At 50.2% G+C, this 21,076-nt stretch carries 9 protein-coding genes; 6 read left to right on the top strand and 3 right to left on the bottom strand.

The window, feature by feature from the left end:
• Window positions 1–37 precede the first annotated feature (37 nt).
• A complete protein-coding gene (locus EFB11_RS14115; protein ID WP_122790801.1) occupies window positions 38–3,676 on the bottom strand; it encodes an S-layer homology domain-containing protein in 3,639 nt (1,212 codons plus the stop codon).
• Between the two features lie 249 nt (window positions 3,677–3,925).
• On the opposite strand from EFB11_RS14115, the gene EFB11_RS14110 reads away from it, so the two are divergent.
• Together EFB11_RS14110 and EFB11_RS14105 are read left to right on the top strand one after the other, a co-directional pair.
• Window positions 3,926–4,975, top strand: a complete 1,050-nt coding sequence (locus EFB11_RS14110) for a tyrosine-type recombinase/integrase (RefSeq protein ID WP_122790800.1) — start codon at window positions 3,926–3,928, stop codon at window positions 4,973–4,975.
• A 246-nt stretch (window positions 4,976–5,221) separates the two neighbouring features.
• Window positions 5,222–9,064, top strand: a complete 3,843-nt coding sequence (locus EFB11_RS14105; RefSeq protein ID WP_122790798.1) for an S-layer homology domain-containing protein — start codon at window positions 5,222–5,224, stop codon at window positions 9,062–9,064.
• A 55-nt stretch (window positions 9,065–9,119) separates the two neighbouring features.
• Here EFB11_RS14105 and EFB11_RS14100 read toward each other — a convergent pair whose 3' ends face one another.
• Window positions 9,120–9,731 carry a hypothetical protein gene (locus EFB11_RS14100; protein WP_122790796.1) on the bottom strand — a complete coding sequence of 204 codons (612 nt, stop codon included), beginning with the start codon at window positions 9,729–9,731 and terminating at the stop codon, window positions 9,120–9,122.
• Window positions 9,732–9,960: 229 nt separating this feature from the next.
• Between EFB11_RS14100 and EFB11_RS14090 the strand changes: the two genes are divergently transcribed.
• From EFB11_RS14090 to EFB11_RS14080, 3 genes are all read left to right on the top strand, one after another.
• Complete coding sequence (locus EFB11_RS14090; protein ID WP_164706785.1) at window positions 9,961–10,626, top strand: hypothetical protein; 666 nt, start codon at window positions 9,961–9,963, stop codon at window positions 10,624–10,626.
• Window positions 10,627–10,924: 298 nt separating this feature from the next.
• Window positions 10,925–13,102, top strand: a complete 2,178-nt coding sequence (locus EFB11_RS14085) for an S-layer homology domain-containing protein (RefSeq protein ID WP_122790791.1) — start codon at window positions 10,925–10,927, stop codon at window positions 13,100–13,102.
• A gap of 205 nt (window positions 13,103–13,307) precedes the next feature.
• Complete coding sequence (locus EFB11_RS14080; protein ID WP_122790789.1) at window positions 13,308–13,949, top strand: hypothetical protein; 642 nt, start codon at window positions 13,308–13,310, stop codon at window positions 13,947–13,949.
• Between the two features lie 59 nt (window positions 13,950–14,008).
• Here EFB11_RS14080 and EFB11_RS14075 read toward each other — a convergent pair whose 3' ends face one another.
• Window positions 14,009–17,194 carry an S-layer homology domain-containing protein gene (locus EFB11_RS14075; protein WP_164706784.1) on the bottom strand — a complete coding sequence of 1,062 codons (3,186 nt, stop codon included), beginning with the start codon at window positions 17,192–17,194 and terminating at the stop codon, window positions 14,009–14,011.
• A gap of 743 nt (window positions 17,195–17,937) precedes the next feature.
• On the opposite strand from EFB11_RS14075, the gene EFB11_RS14070 reads away from it, so the two are divergent.
• The gene (locus tag EFB11_RS14070) at window positions 17,938–21,072 is read left to right on the top strand and encodes an S-layer homology domain-containing protein (RefSeq protein ID WP_122790786.1); all 3,135 of its coding nucleotides are present in this window, start codon (window positions 17,938–17,940) and stop codon (window positions 21,070–21,072) included.
• Window positions 21,073–21,076: the final 4 nt, after the last annotated feature.

Below are 21,076 nucleotides of genomic sequence, written 5' to 3'. Positions count from 1 at the left end.
GGGATTTTCTTAAATAGCTTCATTTAGTCGCCATTAATCAAGCATTACCGATAGTGTGCTCAGCATCATAGGTTGCGCCAAAGCTTACCTTTGCATTAGTCGTAGTGAAAACAACATCGGCAAAGTCCTTAACACTCGTACCAACAGTCAGAGTGGTTGCACTACCCTCGATCGCATTCGTCGCAGTAGTGATCGTAACGGTCTTGCCATCCTCACTCAGTTCTGCACTTGCTACAGTCGGCTGGCTTGTGCCGTCAGCAAAGGTATAGTTGCTCGTGGTTTCAGCAGTAGTCTTATCCAGCGGCTTGCTGAAAGTCAGAACAACCTTAGCTCCTACTTCGAACTTATCAACTGCAACATTGGTTACTACCGGAGCAGCCTTCAGTTCGTCGGCTGTCATAGTAACGTTCTTGTAGGTCACATTACCCTTACCAGACAGATTGGTGAGAGAAGTGATGTCGCCGTTTACAACGAGAGTCTTGCCTTCATCAACGGTAACCGAGGAACCTACGGTTACATCGTCGACAGTTACTGCCTTAGCCCATCCAAGCAGCTTCGTCAGTGCATCTGCATCTACAGAAGTTGCGGCAGAAGCATCAACACTTGCTGCGCTGATTTCAGTTGCGGTTGCAGTCGGCAGAGTGGTGCCAGTAGTCAGTACGCCAACGACGGTCAGCTTCTTGCCAGTTACAGTAACAGTGTTGTCAACAGTAGCCTTCTGAACGGTTACGTCCGAAGAGTTCTTCAACAGAGCGACTACATCAGAAGTAGCAGTTTCTGCACGCTCATCAACAATAGCACCCTTTGCTGTAACCTTAGACAGATCAACCTTTGCATCACTCTTGATGGTCAGAGTACCGGTTACTTCCAGAGCGCCTTCACTAACGAACTGAGTTTCACCAGCCAGCGTTACATCACCAGTCTTAGTAACCTTACCGTCCAGAACGGCATTGTTCAGGGTCAGTTCAGAGTTAGAAGCGTAGGTGCCAGCCGGAATTACACCGGTTGCAACAACATCACCCTTCTTCAGAGCAGCCTTCAGAGCAGCATCGTCTGCATACTCAGTGCCGTCCGGAGTTTCCTCGGTGTCGTCGCCAGTGGTATCTTCATACCAGCCGTCGAATTCGCCGTTTACATCAACAACCAGCATCTCCAGATCTGCCGAACCGTTGCTAACTGCCTCGTCCAGGATAAACGCAACGTTCATCTTGTCAGAAGAAGCTGCCTTGGTCAGGGTGGTGGAGTTGTAGGAGTACGGGATAGCCATGTCGTTGCCGCTCTTGCTGGTGTCAACCAGAATAACCTTGGTATCCGCAGTGACATTCAGCTTGGTGTTGTCAACCGAAACATAGCTCTTTTCTGCTGCAGCGTTGGAACCAACAAATGCCTTGCTGGTATTCGAACCATCGCTGCTAGCGTTAAAGCCGGTGCTGATCTTGGCGGACAGATCGATGATGTCATCATCAACATCCTGGATGTAGCCGTCTGCGTCAACGCCAGAGTAACCGATTACCATGTCTTCCTGACGTTCAGAAACGGTTACGCCTTCTTCCTTCACAACGATCGGATCGCCAGAACCATTCCAGATGGTGTACTGGATGTCGTCGCCAGCTACTACCTTAGCACCGTCGATGATGTAGCCGTAGTTATCGTTCGAGGTACCAGTTACATCACTGATCGTCTTGCCAGAGGTTACTTCGATCGAAGCCAGGCGGATACGGTTCAGACCGCCAGACTCCTTAACAAATGCAGCCTGTCCATTGCTTTCAATCGGAGCAGTTGCAGACAGATCGTTGAACTGCTTACCGGTGATTACCTTAGAACGGCCATCCTTGTCATAAACAACGATTGCAGCATCATCTGCTACAGCCTTGCCATCGATGGTGGAAGCAGAAACAGAAACAGTAGCCGGGGTATAGGACGTCGGGAATACCAGAGAGGAGAAGCCGTTGTACTTCTGATTCTCTTCTACATCCTTCAGAGTGGTGTTGCTATCCGAGCCAGATACCTTATAAGCGCGGCCCTCTACCATCGGTACAGTGGTGTTGTCAGACAGGGTAACGGTCTTCAGGGTGCCGTCGAAGTAACGGAGCTTAACCTGGTCGCCGTTCAGAGTGTCGCCGCTACCGGTACCAACAACAACTGCGATGTTGGACGGCAGAGCTGCACCGTCGTTGGTCTCGATGTCAACAATAACACCAGCAACAATGTAAGCCTTTACGGTATCGCCAACCGAAACTTCGCTTGCCTTGTTATCAGCAATGTTGTACCAGGTATCGCCAATCTGGAACTGCTGATAATCGGTCTTGTCCTTGCTGGAGTTCAGGGTATCGGTAACAACCTCAGCCTTTACGATGTCGCGGCAGTCGTCGTAGCGGTTGTACGAGATTGCAACGAAATCATCCGCTTCGATGTCGTCAGCGATGTTTTCGTCATCCATGTTGTAGGTGGTGCCTGCAACGATACGGTCAGAACCAACATAAGTAACTTCTGCAGTCTTGTAGTAAGTTACATATGCACGATCCAGCTTGCCATTGCCATCGCTATCTACAAAGGTAACGGTTGCCGGATTGACCTTGGTGTCAGTTGCGTCGGTTGCATACTTATCAAAGTTTGCAGAAGTCCAAGTCAGGCCATCCTCAGAGAATGTACCATCTTCGGTTACGGTCTGAACATTGATCTTCTTACCATTTTCAAATGCGTAAGACTTGCCGTCGAACTTAACCTTGTCGCCGTCCTTCTCAATGTCCTTCAGGTTAACCGTGTAAGATGCGTTGTCTGCCAGAGCATAAACGCCGATTACGCTGTTGGTCTTGTTGTCGCGGAACATAACCTTGACCTTCTGGCCCAGCAGAGAGGTGTAATCCTGGCTCAGCTTGGTGAACGAGGTCTTTTCGTTATCGCTGTCTGCAACATCGCTGGCATCCTGCGAGATCCACAGGTTGTCATCTTCTACCTTTTCCAGCGTACCAACATTGGTCCACAGCTTGAGGTACTCCTTGCCAACCGAGTCACGCTCAGTACCATCTTCGAAGTACTTGCTGTAAGAATTCGAGTCGGTAGACCACTGAACGGTCGGAGCGCCGATGGTGTTATACATCAGCTGAGCAGCCCACTGACGCGGGCAAGCAGCGGTGATGGTGGTGTTGACACCGTCCAGGATGCCAGCCTCGGTTGCCAGACCGATGGTCTTGGTGGACCAGGTCGAGCCACCGATGTCAGCCTTGGCCGGGTCGTAACCCATCACGCGCAGGCACATCAGAGCCAGTTCTACGCCAGTTACATCACGGTTCGGCTCAAAAGTAGTAGCCGAAGTACCGGATACAATGTTAGCAGCCTGGCAATGCTTAACATAGCCAGCGTACCAAGCGTCAGCCGGTACATCCTTGAAAGTGGTCTGCATGTTTGCATATGCAGATGCGTCGTCGCTATTCGTACGGATCGTGTAGATCATACGGCAAGCTTCTGCGCGGGTAATGGTGTCGTTCGGACGGAAGGAGCCATCCGGATCGCCGGTCATTACGCCGAGCGCATTGAGCATTTCCACGGCTTCGGTCGCTTCAATGTCGGCCTGGTCCGTGTATGCTGCGCCGGCTGTCGCCATCATGGTGAATGCCATGGCGAACGCCAGTACCAGCGCAAGAACCTTTTTCACATGAGTGTTGAAAGCAAGCATTTTTATTTCCCGTCCTGATTTTCATGACATCTATTATTGTTTCCCAAACTTTTTTGAAAAACCGATCGTTTCAAATTTTCGGTTTCGTTTGATTTTTCCCATGATAATAGCCGAGAAAATTTCGCTTGTCAAGCGGCATTCCAGAAAGGGGAGAAAAAATATTCGTCGAATTTCGTCGAATTTATCCAACGAAATTCATGCTATATTTTTACTATATTCATTGAAGCCAAAGGAAAAGGAGTTGCATTCATGAAAAAGCCAGAATATTTTGAAGAAAACGGATGTCTGCATGTGTGTTTTCAGGACACGCAGCCGGTAAAATCGGATCAAGCTCCCCCAGTGGATGGAGATATTCTGCTTGCCGATTTCATGGAAAGCTGGCTGGGGATGATGAAGAGCCAGGTTCGAACCAATACCCTGGACAGCTATTGGTATATGTTCCGCAAACATATTGAACCGTATTACCGCACCCATGGCATCACCCTGAATAATGCCCGGCCATCGGATTTTCAAAATTTCGCAAATTTGAAGTATGAAGAAGGCTATTCCCCCACTTCCATCGTCAAATTTCATTCGATCGTCCACAAATGTCTGAAATATGCGGTCACCATGCAGCTGATCACCCACAATCCATCCGATAACGTCCTGCTGCCCAAACGGACAAAATTCATCGGAAAAGTCTATGATTTGTCCCAACTCAACCGTTTTCTCAAAGAAGCGCGCAATTCTCCGGCCGAACCGGCCTTTGTTTTGGCCGCAACCTATGGATTGCGCCGGAGCGAAGCCGTCGGTCTACGCTGGAGCGCGGTGGATTTCAAAGCCCGTACCATTACCATCAATCATACGGCGGTTTCCACCCGCGGCCATGTGATTTACAGCGATCAGGTCAAAACCAAGTCCAGTTACCGTACCTTGCCGCTCACCCCGGATATGCGGCGCTATTTGAGCGAATTACGCCGTCATCAGAAGGATATGAAGCGTGTTTACGGAAAAAATTATCAAAAAAGTGATTATATCTGCACCCGTGACGATGGCACCCCCCTGCGGCCCGATTACATATCCCAGGAATTTACCAAAGTCTGCCGCCGGGCCGGCCTGCCGCACATCCGGCTGCACGACCTGCGCCATTCGGCGGCAACCTTATTACTCCGCGAAGGATTTTCTCTGCGGCAGATTCAGGAATGGCTCGGCCATGCTGACATCAGTACCACCGCCAACATTTATGCCCATGTGCAATACAGCGACAAGGTCAGCATGGCCCGGCGCATGGGCGGCTTGCTTGAGATCAGCGACATCTAAGGAAACAAAAGCAGCCTCTGGATGTAACACATTTCCTTTCCATGAAAGCCGCCGAATTTACGCGGTTTTTGTGCTATCCACAGTCTTTTCCACAACATATATGCCCTGTAAAGGGAAATGCACGCCGCAATATTACACCTGTGTTACACCTCCTTTAAATCCGTTGACGCGGGCGAAAACGGGTGGTAAACTAGTTCTCGAACAAAGGGGCTCCCCGCCCCGAAAATAAAAAGGAGGAAAAAACCTATGAAGAATCTGAAAAAGGTTCTCGCGCTGGTACTGGCGTTCGCCATGGCGTTCACCATGATGGCGACAGCTGGCGCGGCATACACAGATTCGGCTGACATCCAGGCAACCGAAGCTGTTGATATGCTCTCTACGCTCGGCATTATGGCTGGCGATCCGGACGGTTCCTTCCGCCCGAACGACACCATTACCCGTGCGGAAGCTTGCCGTATGATCTACTCGATCCGTACGAATAGCGACAATGCAGATGCATACAAGGATATGCAGACTACTTTCAAGGATGTACCGGCTGACGCTTGGTACGCTGGCTATGTAAAGCACTGCCAGGCTGCTGGTATTGTATCCGGTACTTCGGCTACTACTTTTGAGCCGAACCGTGACGTAACCGGCGTAGAGCTGGCTCTGATGTGCCTGCGCGTGATGGGTTATGACCCGGCCAAGGCTGACATCGGCGGCTCGACCTGGTCCACCAAGACCATCTCGATCGCTACCGAAGCTGGCATCCTGGATGGCGTTAACACCACCATCACCGCTGCTTGCCCGCGTCAGTGGGCTGCCCAGCTCATGTACAACATGATCCAGGCAAACACAGTTCAGTGGTCGGACGACAAGAACGGCTACTCCGATCAGAACCTGGTTGGCAAGGACTATGACACCGTTGGTGTTAAGTACCTCAAGCTGTACGTAAACATTGGTACTCTGTCTACCATTAACGGCCAGAACCTGACCATCAGCCAGAGCGCAAGCGACAAGGAAGATTCCGATACTACGGATGTTTCCTTCACCAAGCTCCCGAAGAACTATTCGGATCTGCTGGGTCACAAGGTTAAGGTCATGTTCCGCGATCAGAAGACCAACGACGTAATCGGTGTTTACCCGATCGGCGAAGACGCAGTTTACAACACCCGTCTGAACCAGACCGAGCGCGATGGCGATAAGATCAAGTTTGACGGCAAGAGCTACACCGTAGATGACGCAAACAAGATCGCAACCATCATCGATGGCGCTACCGCGGTAAGCAAGTCGCTGGATTACTTCGATGACACGGCTGCTAACAAGGTTTCGATGAATACCGTTACCTTCGTTGATACCGACGAGAACGGCAAGATCGATACCGCTATCGTAACCACCTACACCGATGCAGAAGTCACCTATGTTGGTTCGGATAAGATCACTGCTGGTGGCAAGTCCTACGACATGGACGAAGAGAACATCGACGAAAACCTGGCAAAGGACGACTACGCTGTTATTTCCGAAAACCTGTACGATAGCTGCAAGGACATCGTAAAGGCTGAGGTCATCACGGGCGAGTTGACCGGCTACAAGGAAAAGGACGACTATGTACAGTACGAACTAAACGGTAACTGGTACAATATGGCGACCGAAGATACCGACGTTAGCACTGGCGATACCGTTAAGGCTTACGTATTCAATGGCGTCGTTCTGGATCTGGATACTGACGACGGCACTGGCTCCTTCCCGGGCAACATCGTTGTTGTAACTGGTGTTGCTGGCTCTGGCGACTCCCTGAACGGCGACCAGATTAAGGTTCGCTACTTCGATGGCTCTTCCAAGACCGTTACCCTGGACGATGATGTAAACTTCAAGCCGGTTGTTGGCGTAGCTTACAAGTCCTCTGGTTCGGACAACTCCTTTAAGATTGAAAAGCTGGAAGCCAAGAAGTACAACGGCTATCAGGCAGTCATCACGGATGTTACCAATGCAGCTTCCCAGACTTCTAATAAGAAGCTGGATGCAGATCCGTCCAACGACAAGATCGGCGGTATCAAGGTTGATGACAACGCAGCGATCGTGCTGTTCGATAACAACGGCCGCTCCAAGCAAATCACCGGTAAGCAGTTCAACGCTATGGTAAATAGCGATACAGACCTGGGCGATAACGGTGTAGGTCATGTTTATGCTTCCTTCACCAAGGAGAGCAACGGCCTGACCCGCGTCATGATGGCGTCTGTTCTGGTTAATAGCACCAGCATCACCGGCAAGTCCAGCGACAACTACGGCTACATCGTAACCGACGGTTCTCGCACCTCTTCCGGCGATACCCAGTACACCATTTGGACTGGCTCTGAAAATGTAACCGTTACCGAGAACACCTCGTACTCCAAGGGCGACCGTGCAAAGGGCACCCTGATTGGTTACTCGACCATCACCAACGGCGTCATTAACGATGTTACCAAGTACGGTACCGTTGAGGATGCAACGAATGCAACCGGCTCCCTGAACACGACTTCGCTGTACCGTGCAGGTAACGAAGCGAAGGAAGCGACTAAGTACATCGCAGTAAATGGCAATCAGTTCAATGTAACCGCAGATACCACCGTTCTGCTGGTTGACTCCAAGGCGGATAACGACAACAAGATTGGCCTGACTTACACCTACGGCGATAAGCTGCCGCAGGCAGAGGAGAAGGCGGACGGCACTTGGGTTGTTAACGCATTCTGGCTGATGAATGAAGCTGGTTCTGACGATGTTGATATCGAAGTTCTGGTTATCGACTCCACCGGCGTATTCGACGGCATGGAAGACACTACCACGGGCGGCGGTAGCACCGGCGGCAACACTGGCGGTGAAGTTACCGGCAACATTAAGTTTGGTACCATCGATATGCTGGCAAGCAAGAGCGATTCTGTTACCTTTACAGTGAGCGATCTGCCGGCTTCGACGGGCAACCTGGTATCGAATAATCTGATTCGTGTACTGGATTCCACCAAGGCCACTGTTACTCAGAGCACTGCGACGATTCAAGTAAGTGTATTTGGTGCTGGTGAATCCCAGAGCGTGACGATTGCAACTGGCAGCACCGGTGTCACCCCGGGTACCTACACCCTCGAAGTTCTGGCAAATGGTGCACAGGGTACTGTAACCTTTGTTGTTGGTCAGGCTGGTATTGTAGCTCCTGGCACTGCAGTAACTGGTACCGCTACCGGTGTGTCTACGATTGGTGACTTCAAGATCACCACGACCAAGGACGTATACGCTAAGGGTGAAGCTGTCACTGCAAAAGTTGAGTACACCGGTTCGGATGCTACCCTGACCAAGGGTGCAACCATTACTTTGACTCCATCCAATCTGGATAAGGATGATACCGCAGTTGTTACTTTCCCGGCTGGCGAACTGAAGAAGGGCGCCGCTCAGACCGTAACATTTGCAGGCAAGGCGGATGGCACTAACAATGCTATCACGGTTGCTGGTGTATCTGCAGACACCAAGGCTGCCGCTCCGGTTATCTCTAACGTGACCAAGGGCGCTGCTGCTGGCAAGTTCAACATCCAGCTGGATAAGGCTGTACAGACCAATGTAGGTAAGGCAACAGTATATGCTCCGGATGCAACGAATAAAGAGACAGCATTCAGCAGCACTGCCTTGACGGATGTTGGTTCCTACCTGTATACCATGGATCTGTCTTCTAATACCAAGATGGTTCCGGGCGCCAAGGTTGTTGTTAGCGGTATTGCAACAGCGGATTCGGCTGCTGCTGCTGACTATACCTTCTACGTTGGTGCGGATTACAGCGTAGTTGCTGCTGACACTGCGTTTGTAAATGTTGTTCTGAAGGGTACCCAGGGTACGGATACCATTACTTTCAAGCTGGGCGACGGTACGAGAGATCAGGCCATCACGGTTGCTGACGATACGGAAGTAACGGTAAAGGTTCCTGTAGGCACCAAGATCACTGTTACCCAGAGTGCATCTACCGATACGTATGACGCGACTTATACTGGAATGACCTCCTCTGTTACCAGCGGTTCGGCTATCTCCAATAATAATGCCGCTAACGTATTTACGGTAACTGGCGCTGGTACTCTGACGATTGCTGCATAAGTAATTCGGTCTCAGTACAATCGAAAACCCCCTCTTTCGAGGGGGTTTTCCTTTTTCATTGCAACGCGAGATAGTAACAAAGACGGCCCGCGGTATTCAAAAGCGGGGTACTGTGCATGATGACTTTATTCCCACGTAGTTCAGCAGCGATAACGCTATTGTAATTGGATTTATAGCCCTGTGGCACCATAAACGTGTCATAGCTTTCCGACGAAAGCACGACTGCCGTAGGTGTGAATGGCAAGGTAATTTCCATGGTGTCGCCAGTCGCGGTAAACGTCCCGGTGGCAATCGTACATTTGGCCGCAATATCGCGCTGCAAAGAACTATGTGCATTGCTGTTCGCGTTTTCCAATGCCTCGCGGGCGGTTGCCTCTGCTGCCATCTGTTCGGTAACACTAGTTTCGTCTGCCTTACCGTTGAGTTTTTCGGCGAGTTCTTCGTCGAACATATTCTCGTGAATGGCTCCGGCAAAGGTCTCGGCGACAATGCCTTCGACTTTGGCGCCCAGCGTTTCGTGCGCTTCGGCCAGGGCATTGTGCGCCGTGCGGACTTCATCTGCCGGGGCCTGGAACCGGCGTTTGAGTTCATTAGCGGCGCAGGTCGGCGTATCCGGTAGGCCCGTGATTGGTTCGGCAAACGCCGGAATGGTAAAATTCTTGTTCATCGCGTATCCTCCTTTGTCCCGCTTTCTGGCGGGTTTGTGATGGCGATGATAATAGCCGCGGCGTTTACCCTATGTCAAGCCATATTGCAGGGTTCCTTTTTGGGGAAAATTGCCTTTCATTTATGCAACACAAAGTTTCTCTTGAGAAACCTCCCAGAGCAGGGTACAATAAAGGTAATCAGAAGAACGGTCTTTGATAAGATTTCAAAAGACAGAAAGGGTGAGAACGTTGATCAATTTGATTGGTGCAGAACGTGCCTATACCTATCGTTTCAATACATCCTATCAATCGAATAGCGCCAGCCGTGTGGATGGAATTGGACGGATAGCGGCTGCACAAAGTACACCCGTGCCGCCCGTCACAGCTGTGCCTACGGTACAGTATGGCACTACCCCGTCTTTCGGGGAGCCAGAGCTTCCTACCGTCCGAGAAGGTGTGGACCCGACCGAGATGGCAGTACGTAATCGCATCCAATATCTCGGACAAGAGGATAACAGTGCAGAAAACGCAGCACAAAGTGAAATGAAGTCTGCGCAGGAAGTGATGGAAGAAAGCGAATGCCAGACCTGTAAGGAGCGTAAATATCAAGACGGCTCGGATGATCCGGGGGTTTCTTACAAAACGCCGACGAATATTGACCCTTCGCAGGCTGCTGCTGCGGTACGCGGACATGAACAGGAACATGTCATGCGTGAGCAGTCCCAGGCAAAGCAGGAAAACCGTGAGGTCGTCAGCCAATCGGTTACGCTTTATACCGATATTTGCCCGGAGTGCGGCAAGGTATATGTTTCGGGAGGTACGACTCGTACGACAACCCGTGCAAACCAGGACAATGCCGCAAAGCTGTTCCAGCAGCCAGAACCCACGACCAGCCTGTTTAATGGGGCTGCCTAACCGGTTATTTCAAAAAAGAACTGCAACCTGTAAAGGTGTGCAGTTCTTTTTTTATGTCCCAATCTTCATGCGCGATTGCGTTACATCCCGGTTTATTTCCCGGGAAACTCAAAAGCATTGTCTTTTTAAGAAAATATTTCCTTGAATTGATTGACAGAGCATCTGGTAACACGCTAAAATAAAAATAGTGCATTTTGGATGAAAGGAGATGTATTTTTAAAACACAACTTGTGCAATGCAACAATCATCTGTTGTAAACTATATCCCGGCAGACTGTTGAGAATCAGGAGGAATCGTTATGAAATTGTCCATGCGCAAAGGAATTGCCTGCTTGAGTGCGATGGCACTGACACTCAGCCTATGCCCTTTGCCCGCGCAGGCAGCATCTATCTCAGCACAAGCAAAATATCTGTATTCGGGAGCATCCCACACAAAATACACGAATGAAGCCTATTATTGTGCGCCGATTGTGACCGATCTGAACAACGACGGAAAAGATGAAGTGATTAGTGTCTCGTCCGCTATTACCGTGACCGATGCCACAACCGGTCAAACCAAGTGGCGTGTGAACTCGGGAAAGGATCGCACCTCGTCCTATGAGCCCGAAACGTACGGGAATGTCGGCGGTGCCTGGTGCGATGCAATCGTAGACGACATCGATAACGATGGCTGGAAAGAAATCATTTCCGTCCATAAAAACTGTATTTCGGTGCTGGACTACACCGGTTATTTTAAACCCGGCTGGCCCAAGTACATCAGCATGGATGGTTCCATCCGCTCGGTAGCAATCGGCGATTTTTACGGGGATGGCACCGATGAGATCATCGTAGGCTGCGGTGTCGCATCGGAAACCAGCGTTTGGGCGTATGATTGCCGTGGCAACCAGCTTCCCGGCTGGCCGCAGCTTTCGGGCTCTCAGATCGATATAGCAGAAAGCTATGGTGTATTTGGCAATGGCATTTCCACCGGCGATATTGACGGTGATAACTTGCCGGAAATCATCGTTCCTACGGATAACCGCTGCATTCAGGCCTATGAGATCGACGGTTCGCTTGTCATGGCCAATGCGTCTGAATTTGGAGACGCGCATCCCTGGGGATATGTGAGAACCTATCTGGACTATGGTCACGAGCGGATGGTTGCACAGCGCGGCTGGGATACCGACCAGAATAAAACTTCGCTGACCGAACGCCTGTGCATGGAATTTGGTCATGCTGGCTCGGTGATCGATGACCTGGATGGCGATGGCGACATGGAAATCGTTGTGACAGGTATTGTCATGGACACCCAGGATGTGGCGAATATGTTCTGGCTCAAGAGCCAGTATATGACCGTTTGCGTCTTTAACGGCGATCGTACCCGCTATGTCAATCCGGAAAAGGGCTTTGACTGGACGTCCTTCCCCAGCGGTCTGGGCGGCCGGCTCAAAGACGCGACCAACTCAGTTGCTTCTTTTGTCATGTCCGAGCCGGTGACGGCCGATCTGGATGGCGATGGCAACAAGGAAATCCTCTTTAACTCCTATGACGGCAAGCTGTACTGCTTCACGCTCGACCAGCAGATGAAGAGCTTCACCCTGCCGGCCACCACGGCCAGTGTGGCAGAATATGCCGCCAAGCCGGTTTGTAAGGACATCAATGGCGATGGAAAACAGGAAATCATTTTTGGTTCCTGGACGGACAGCCGTGCAGAAGGCCCACATGATGTCACCAGTGAAAATACCGGCGTGAATGGTTCTCTGTATGTGCTCGACAGCAATCTGAAGCTGATCACCCGCACGCAGCTGCCGACAACGTATCCGGGCTATTACGGCTCCAATGCGCAAACCAATGGCGTAAAATCGGCTCCTGTTGTAGCAGACATTGATAAAGATAGCCAGTATGAAGTGGTCTTAAACACGTCTTATCGTTCGGTATGCACCTATGACCTGGTCGGCTCGACGACGCGCGATACCCCATTTGTTGACCTGGATGGCCACTGGGGCAAGCAATACGTCATGACGTGTGTGAAAAAGGGTTATCTCTCTGGTACGAGTGCTACAACCTTTGAACCGAACGGGGAAATGACCCGTGGCATGATGACATCGGTTCTGTACCGCATTGCGGGCTCCCCCTCCATCAGTGGCAATAACCCGTTCACCGATGTGGATATTTCGCAGTGGTATGCAAGCGGCGCGCTTTGGAGCTGGGAAAAGGGCCTGCTGAAGGATTTGGAAAGCACGTCTTTCAAACCAGATGAAAATATTACGCGGGAAGAACTCGCCTACATGCTGTATCAGTATGATGGCGCGCCCAGTGACTTAACCGCCAGCCTGTCTGGATTCTCGGATAGCGACCAGGTATCCGATTGGGCATTGGATGCTATGAAGTATTGTGTACAAAAGGGCATTTTGCAAGGCAGTGATGGCGCGCTCAATCCGCAGAGCACCGCCACTCGTGCGGAAGTTGCAACCATGTTAACCAAGTTTACTGCATAAGACCTGTCAACGTACGCGAAAGATAAAAACAGGTGAGAAGAGTGGAAAACGTCCACTTTTCTCACCTTGTTTTTTGTATTCCAAATGCAAGGGCAATTTTCTGAAAAAATGAACCTCTCCATATGGCTTGACAAAAATAAAACGCCGCGGCTATTATCATCGCCATCACAAACCCGCGAACTAGCGGGACAAAGGAGGATACGCGATGAATCAAAATTTCACTCTCCCGGCATTTGCTGAGCCGATCACCGGCCTGCCGGATACGCCGACGTGTGCCGCGGATGAACTCAAACGCCGGTTTCAAGCCCCGGCGGATGAAGTCCGGGAAGCGCACAACGCCCTGGCGGAAGCGCATCAAACGCTGGATGAAAAGGTCGAAGGCATTGTCACCGAAACTTTTTCCGGAGCCATTCACGAGAGCATGTTTGACGAAGAACTCTCTCAAAAGATCAACGGTAAGGCTGAACAGACGGCACTCCGTGCCGAAATCACCGCGCGAATCAGCGGGGATACCGCGCTGCAAAGCAGCCTTCAGCAGAAATGTGAAGCATATTTTGGCACTTACACGGGCGACGGCACGGAAAACCGCGTCATTTCGTTGGGGTTCACCCCAAAAGCAGTGCTGCTGCTGACGTCTGACGGCATGACCCATTTTGATGGGCACTATTATGGAGGCCTATCGATCACAAACGGCCCGATTATACTTTCAATCAATGGAATCGATTATTATGTGTTAAAAATTGTTGACAATGGATTCCAGGTGACGGACTTTTATCACAGCCCCGGCCACGTGGGAGCGGAAAGCAATGCAACCGGCCATGTGTATTTTTATCTTGCATTTAAGTGAAGAAAAGGGAAAACCCCCGAGGAAATCCTCGGGGGTTTTATCTGTGCTTACATAGGAAATCAAGTGTTGCCGTTTACACAAAGAATGATTTCCTGAGATGCTGCTGGTGTGGTTGCATCTGCAACAGTAGCAGCAGTAATGGTTACCTTGACAGCAGTCCAGTTGGTAGTAGTGGTACCAACATCGGTCTGCATCAGCTGGATTGCACGGTTATCCATCTTCACATCTGTCTCAGTTTCGCTAGCCAGTGCCTTATAATTAACATCCTGGAAGTCACCAGAATTGCCAGCAGAAGGTGCACTGTCAAGCTTGTTCAGAGTTACAGTAACATCAGTGCCCCAGTCAGCCGTGATTGCAGTTGTAACATTCTTCAGGCTGGAAAGGTCTACACCAGTGTCAATTGTATAAACATTGGAGTCGCTAACCTGAGTAAAGCCATAGGTGAAACCAGTGCCGTTACCGTTGCCTGCCAGCGTTGCAACCAGTGCATTCTTAGCTTCCTGTTCCTTGTTAGCTGCAACTACGCTCGACTTAGTAGCGTTTAGTACCTTGAAAGTATCGTTGCCATCGCGCAGCTTGCCGTTTACTTCGTAAACGATCAGGTCAAGCTCATTGTCGTCAACGATTACGTACGCATTTGCGTAGATACCGCTAGTTGCAAACTCATTTGCCTCAGCAATGCTGTCGCTCTCAACATACTCGTAAGTCTTGTTGGACTCGTCGATGTAGATCACAGCAGTATCCGAAACGATCTTGCCAGCCTGCGGAACAGCCACGTCAATGGTGTACTCGGCATCGCCGTCATTGTAGGTAGACTTCGGAGTAATCAGATTGTTGGAGGATACACGGTCAACAGCGATGTAGCCCTGGGACTGTGCACCGGTCGACTGCGTGTCGCTCTCAACAGTTACCGTACCAACAGCCTTCTCGTAAGTGCCGGTGAAGGATACGATGTCGCCCTTGGTGAAGTTAGCAACCTTGGTTTCCTCGGTTTCAACCGTCTTTGCACCTTCCGGAGTGATCAGGTCGAGGTATACAACGCGATCGCCATCCGAGTTGGTGGAAGTGTAAGACGAGGAAACAACACCATACAGGGTATCGGTGGTATTCAGCTTAGCTGCAGAGGACAGGAAAGCTGCTACGATGGTGCCGTCGTCTGCAACATATGCGGACTTTGCATCACCAGTGATATCATCATAGGAAGCCAGAGCCGAACCGGTGATGACCTTCCAGTCGCTGCCGCCGTTGTAGTTCAGGTAAATAACAGCTGCGTCGTCAATGTCCTTGCTGTCGATGGTCTCAGTCTTAGAGATGTAATCATTTGCACCCTGGACTGCATCGATCTTAGCACCGCTTGTGTAGTTGTCATTTACCAGGAACAGCGTGTAATCGCTGCCATCTACATCGTAGGTATACAGAGCCGGCTTGACGAACTCGTTCAGACCAGCTGTAAATGCGATCGAGATGTCGCCGTCAGCAGCTGCACCAGCGTAAACAGTAGCCTTATTGTCGGTAGCCTTAGCATCTTCGTCGAACTTATCCTGGTCGAAGCCAGCAGACGGAACAACCAGACGCTCTACGTTGATGACCTTCTCGGTGCCGTCCTCGAACAGAACCTTAGCCTCAACGCCTTCGTTAATCTTGTTGTAGTCGCCAATAGACTTCACAAGCAGGGTGTCAACGTCAGTTGCAGCAGCGCCTTCTACATAGTAAGCAAAACCGTTGAGCACATATGCGGTGTAGTCGTTGCCAGCCTTGGCATTGAAGCCGTTTGCACCGGTATCATAGTAATCGTACCAAGTGCCGCCGATCGAGATCGAATCTTCCTTGGTAGCGGAAGCGGTACCGGTTACGGTTTCTGCCTTCTCTACAACAACAGCATCGTTGTACAGATCAGCGGATACAAATACATAGTCATCCTTGGCATAGCCGTCGTACAGAACCGGAGCGTCATCTTCCAGATCCAGCTTATCGCCAGTCGTGGTGGTGTCGCCGCTCATATCGGTCTTAACAGTACGGTAGGTTACAGACGAGCTGTTGGTAGCCGTCAGCTTTGCAAAAGTCTTGTCGAAGACGATAATCATATCGATCTTGCTGTCGCCGTCGTTGGAGATAACCTGTACGTCAACGCCATTGTTGTCCAGATCATTGATTTTAGTCTCCAGGGTAGAAGCATTGGTAACCGACTTGTCTTCGGTAATGCTTGCACCGGTGCCGCTAGCTGCTACGGTGTAGATCGGCATGTAGCTGCCCTGATAGTCAACCGTATACTTGGTGCCATCAACCTTAATCTTATCCTCGCCGGACTGGGATTCCAGGTTATTGGCCGTGGTAGAGATATTTACCTTGTTGTCGTCGGTCGCGAATACACCGTAAACGGTGGTATCGCTGTTCTTTTCCTTATACAGAACCTGTACAGTCTGGCCGATCATGTCAGAATAATCAGTGGTAACATCGTCGAACGAAGTTTCCTTACCAGCAGCCTTATCGGCAGAGCTCAGCGAATTCGGATCCAGAACCAGAGCCTCTTCAGAGCCTGCACCGTCCAGACCAACCTTACCGGAAGCCTGCAGAGTACCGGTAACCTTGATCAGGCTCATGTACTTCTCACCAACGGTGATGTACTCGGTCAGTGTCGTGCCCGAGATACGCTGCTCATCCTTGACATAGTCGCCAGCATCATCAGACCAGCGAACGGTGTCAGCATTCAGCATGTTGTACATCAGCTGAGCTGCGTACTGACGCGGGCAGTCATTAGTTACAGTTGCATTGAAGTCTTCCAGCAGACCAGCCTCGGTCGCCAGACCGATGGTGGTGGTAGACCAGGTGGAACCACCAATGTTAGCCTTCGCCGGGTCGTAACCCATGACACGCAGGCACATCAGAGCCAGCTCAACGCCGGTTACGTTTGCATTGGGGTCAAAAATGGTCGAGGACTTACCGGATACAATGCCGACAGACTGGCAGTGCTTAACATAGCCAGCGTACCAAGCATCATTCGGTACGTCCGTAAAAGTGGTCTGCATACCTGCATAAGCAGATGCATCATCGTTGCCACCCGAACGGATGGTGTAAATCATGCGGCAGGCCTCTGCGCGGGTAATGGTGTCGTTCGGGCGGAAGGAACCGTCCGGATCGCCAGCCATTACGCTGAGCGCGGTGAGCGTATCAACGGCTTCGGTCGCTTGAATGTCGGCCTGGTCCGTGTACGCCGCGCCAGCTGTCGCCATCATGGTGAACGCCATGGCGAACGCCAGTACCAGCGCGAGAACCTTTTTGACATTTAGTAAATCAATACTACAAGACCAGCATTTATCGTGTTCTTTTTTAAATTTAGCGGAATATGAAACGTTTTTGAGATTCTTTAGTCTGTGTGCCATATAAGTGATATGGAACAATATAATTTCAGACTCATAGCTGTTAAGGCAAAGCGAAACATCATCATAATGTATTATGCGTAACGCTATAAACATTTTAACATATTTCCATATCATTACATCCTACTCGAAAGGGGACATTCGCTCCGTAGGATATACACAAGATATACCAAATTCGATATAGGTATGTTGTGCTGCAAATATAATCTAGAAGAAAAGCATAAAATATCTTGATAACGAGATAGCTCTTTATCTAAACTACACCTTTATAACGTGTGAACTTGCAAGAATTTGAAAATATTTAGGAATAGAAATTAACCCGAGCCAGATAATTGGCGTGCCCAATCATGAGATAGAAGCATAAAACCCCATGAAAATTTCATACAGCCTATATGTTAACTGATATACTGATTTTGGATTAATGTATAAAAAATCCGAATAAAGTCAGGTATGGAAAAGAGACATAAATACTAACTGCATAGATCATTATTGAAAATAGAAAAACAGACGCAAAAAAAACACTTGTTTTGATGAAATCTGGTTATATAGTGCTTTAAAATGCACTTGAAAGCTATGTCAAAAAGGTTCTCGCGCTGGTACTGGCGTTCGCCATGGCGTTCACCATGATGGCGACAGCTGGCGCGGCATACACGGACCAGGCCGACATTCAAGCGACCGAAGCCGTGGAAATGCTCTCAGCGCTCGGCATTATGTCTGGCGATGGTGACGGCTCTTTCCGTCCCAACGACACCATTACTCGTGCCGAGGCTTGTCGTATGATCTACTCGATTCGTACGAACAGCGACGATGCGTCTGCATATGCAGATATGCAGACCACTTTTACGGACGTACCGGCTGATGCTTGGTACGCTGGCTATGTAAAGCACTGCCAGGCTGCCGGTATTGTATCCGGTAAGTCCGCAACCATTTTTGACCCCAATTCGAATGTAACTGGCGTAGAATTGGCTCTGATGTGCCTGCGTGTCATTGGTTATGATCCGGCTCGTGCTGACATCGGCGGCTCGACCTGGTCTACCAAGACCATTTCTCTGGCAACCGAAGCTGGCATTCTGAAGAATGTCAACACCACCATCACTGCTGATTGCCCGCGTCAGTGGGCGGCTCAGCTGATGTACAACACCATCGGCGCAAATACGGTTGAATGGTCTACCGACCGTGATGGTTACAGTGATAAGAACGATAATGGCGGCGATCTGGATACCGTCGGCGTAAAGTATCTGAAGCTGTATACCAACGTTGGTACTCTGACCTCGATCAACGGCCAGAACCTGTCCATCAGCCAGACGGATAGCGATAAGGCAGATTCTGACACTACACATGTTGACTTCACCAAGCTGTCCCAGGACTACTCGAGCCTGCTGGGCCGTAAGGTCAAGGTTATGTTCCGCGACGAGAAGACCAACGACGTTATTGGCGTTTATCCGGCCGAGAGCACGGTGGTTTATGAGACTTACCTGAACGCGACCGAGCTGGACGGCGACAAGATTAAGTTCGACGGCAAGTCCTACACGATTGACGATGCAGATAGTGCTGCAGGAGTCCAGATCAACGTCATTAAAGACGGCGCTACTGCCACAAAGGAGAACATCTCTTACTTTGCCGACACGGCTAGCAACAAGGTTTCCATGAATACGGTTACCTTTGTCGATCAGGACGAGAATGGCAAGATTGACACCGCGATTGTTACCACCTACACCGGTGGTGAAGTTACTTATGTTGGTTCGGATAAGATTACCTTTGACGGTAAGACCTACGACATGAGCGACGACAACATCGACGAAGAGCTTGTTAAGGACGACTACGCGGTTCTGTCCAAGAACCTGTACGACGACTGCAATGAAATCGTCCGTGCCGACATCCTGACCACCGAGCTGACCGGTTACAAGGAAAAGGATGGCTATGTTCAGTATGAGCTGGACGGCTCCTGGTACAACATGGCGGCCGAGGATACCGACGTCACCACCGGCGACACCGTTAAGGCATATGTTTACAACGGAGTTGTACTCGACCTTGACACCGACGACGGCACCGGTGCTGTACCGTCTAACATTGCAGTTGTAGTTGGCAAGGGCACCAGCGGTTTGGATGGTGACCAGGTCAAGCTGCGTTACTTTGACGGTACGACCAAGACCGTTACCATTGCTGACGACAGTGACGTAACTCCGGTTGTAGGCCGTGCATACAAGGTTTCTGGCTCGGATTCTGATATGAACTTTGAGCATACCAAGGCGAATACCAAGTACAATGGCTTTACCGCTACCATCGGCAGCGAGACCGCTGCAGGCAACATTGCACCAGACGATGATATGATTAACGGCGTAAAGGTTGCCGACGATGCAGTTGTTATTCTTTGGGCTGGCAACGGCGTATCCAAGGAGATTTCTGGCAAGCAGTACAACGCGCTGTCCAACAGCACGGATGGCCTTGCAGGTACCACTGGTGTTGCAACTTCGGTATTTACCAAGGAAACCAGCGGTCTGACTCGTGTACGTCTGGCAGCTATCCAGGTCAGCAGCACCGACCTGATTGGTGAGTCTTCTGACAATTATGGCTATATTGTTACCGACGGCAGCCGTACCTCGAACGGCAATGTGAAGTACACCATCTGGACTGGTTCTGAGAATGTAACCGTCACCGAGGATACTTCTTACAGCAAGGGTGATCGTGTTAAGGGTATGCTCGTTGGTTACTCCAGCATTAGCGATGGCGTTATCAACGACGTTAAGGCTTACGGCACCATCGAAAAGGCTAAGGATGCTGTATCGAACATGAACAACTCCGACATGTATCGTGGCGGCAACGAGTCCAATGCTTCTGGCTACATTGCTATTGACAACATCCAGCTGAATGTAACAGCAGACACCACCGTCCTGCTTGTTGACTCCAAGGCAAGTGATGACAACAAGATTGGTCTGAACTACACCTATGGCGATAAGCTGCCGCAGGCTTCCAAGTACAAGGAAGGCGACGTTGACAAGTATCTGGTCAATGCGTTCTGGATTATGGATGAAAACGGTAGCAGCGATGGTTCTGACGATACCGATATCGAAGTCCTGGTTATCGACTCCACCGGTGCATTTGATGGCTTTGAACTGGATGATGTAAATGCTCCGAAGATCACTGCAGCTGAAAAGAGCGGTAATGCAGAGTCCATGAAGTTTGGTGATTCTACGGTTACGTTGACCTATACTGCTACTGCTGTCAACTACGCATCTGATGCTGCAAAGCAGACGCTGACGGCAACCGTTTCTGGCGGTGATGACAACACTACTGGTATTACCAACGGTACTGTTGACTTCGAAGTGAAAAACAACGGTTCCCAGGATGTAACTGTACAGTTCGACGCTACTGCAAATATTGACACTTATACGATTACCGTTAAGGCTGGCGACACCGTTCTGCTGACCGATACCTTTGCAGTTCTTCCGAAGGATGCAAGCACGTCTGCTGCACCGACCTTTAGTGGCACGGTAACTGGAGACACCACCAAGGTGAAGGAAATTGATGCTTCTATGTTCACTGCAGGCGATTCTTCCTACACTGTTACCAGTGTTAAGATCACGGTTGATGATGTTGAAATGACCTCTGGTTCTGATCTGCTTTATGTTATTCCGAGCGGTTCGACCGTTACAGCTGACGTAACCGTTACGGCTGCTGAGAACTACACCTTCCCGAATGGTGCAAGCACCTATGTCTTTGAAGATGTAGAGGTTACAGTATCCTAAATAT

The organism is Intestinibacillus sp. Marseille-P6563, from assembly GCF_900604335.1.
GTDB lineage: Bacteria > Bacillota > Clostridia > Oscillospirales > Butyricicoccaceae > Butyricicoccus_B.
Note: the sequence above shows the minus strand (reverse complement) of the source record. Positions and strands in the feature narration are given on the sequence as shown.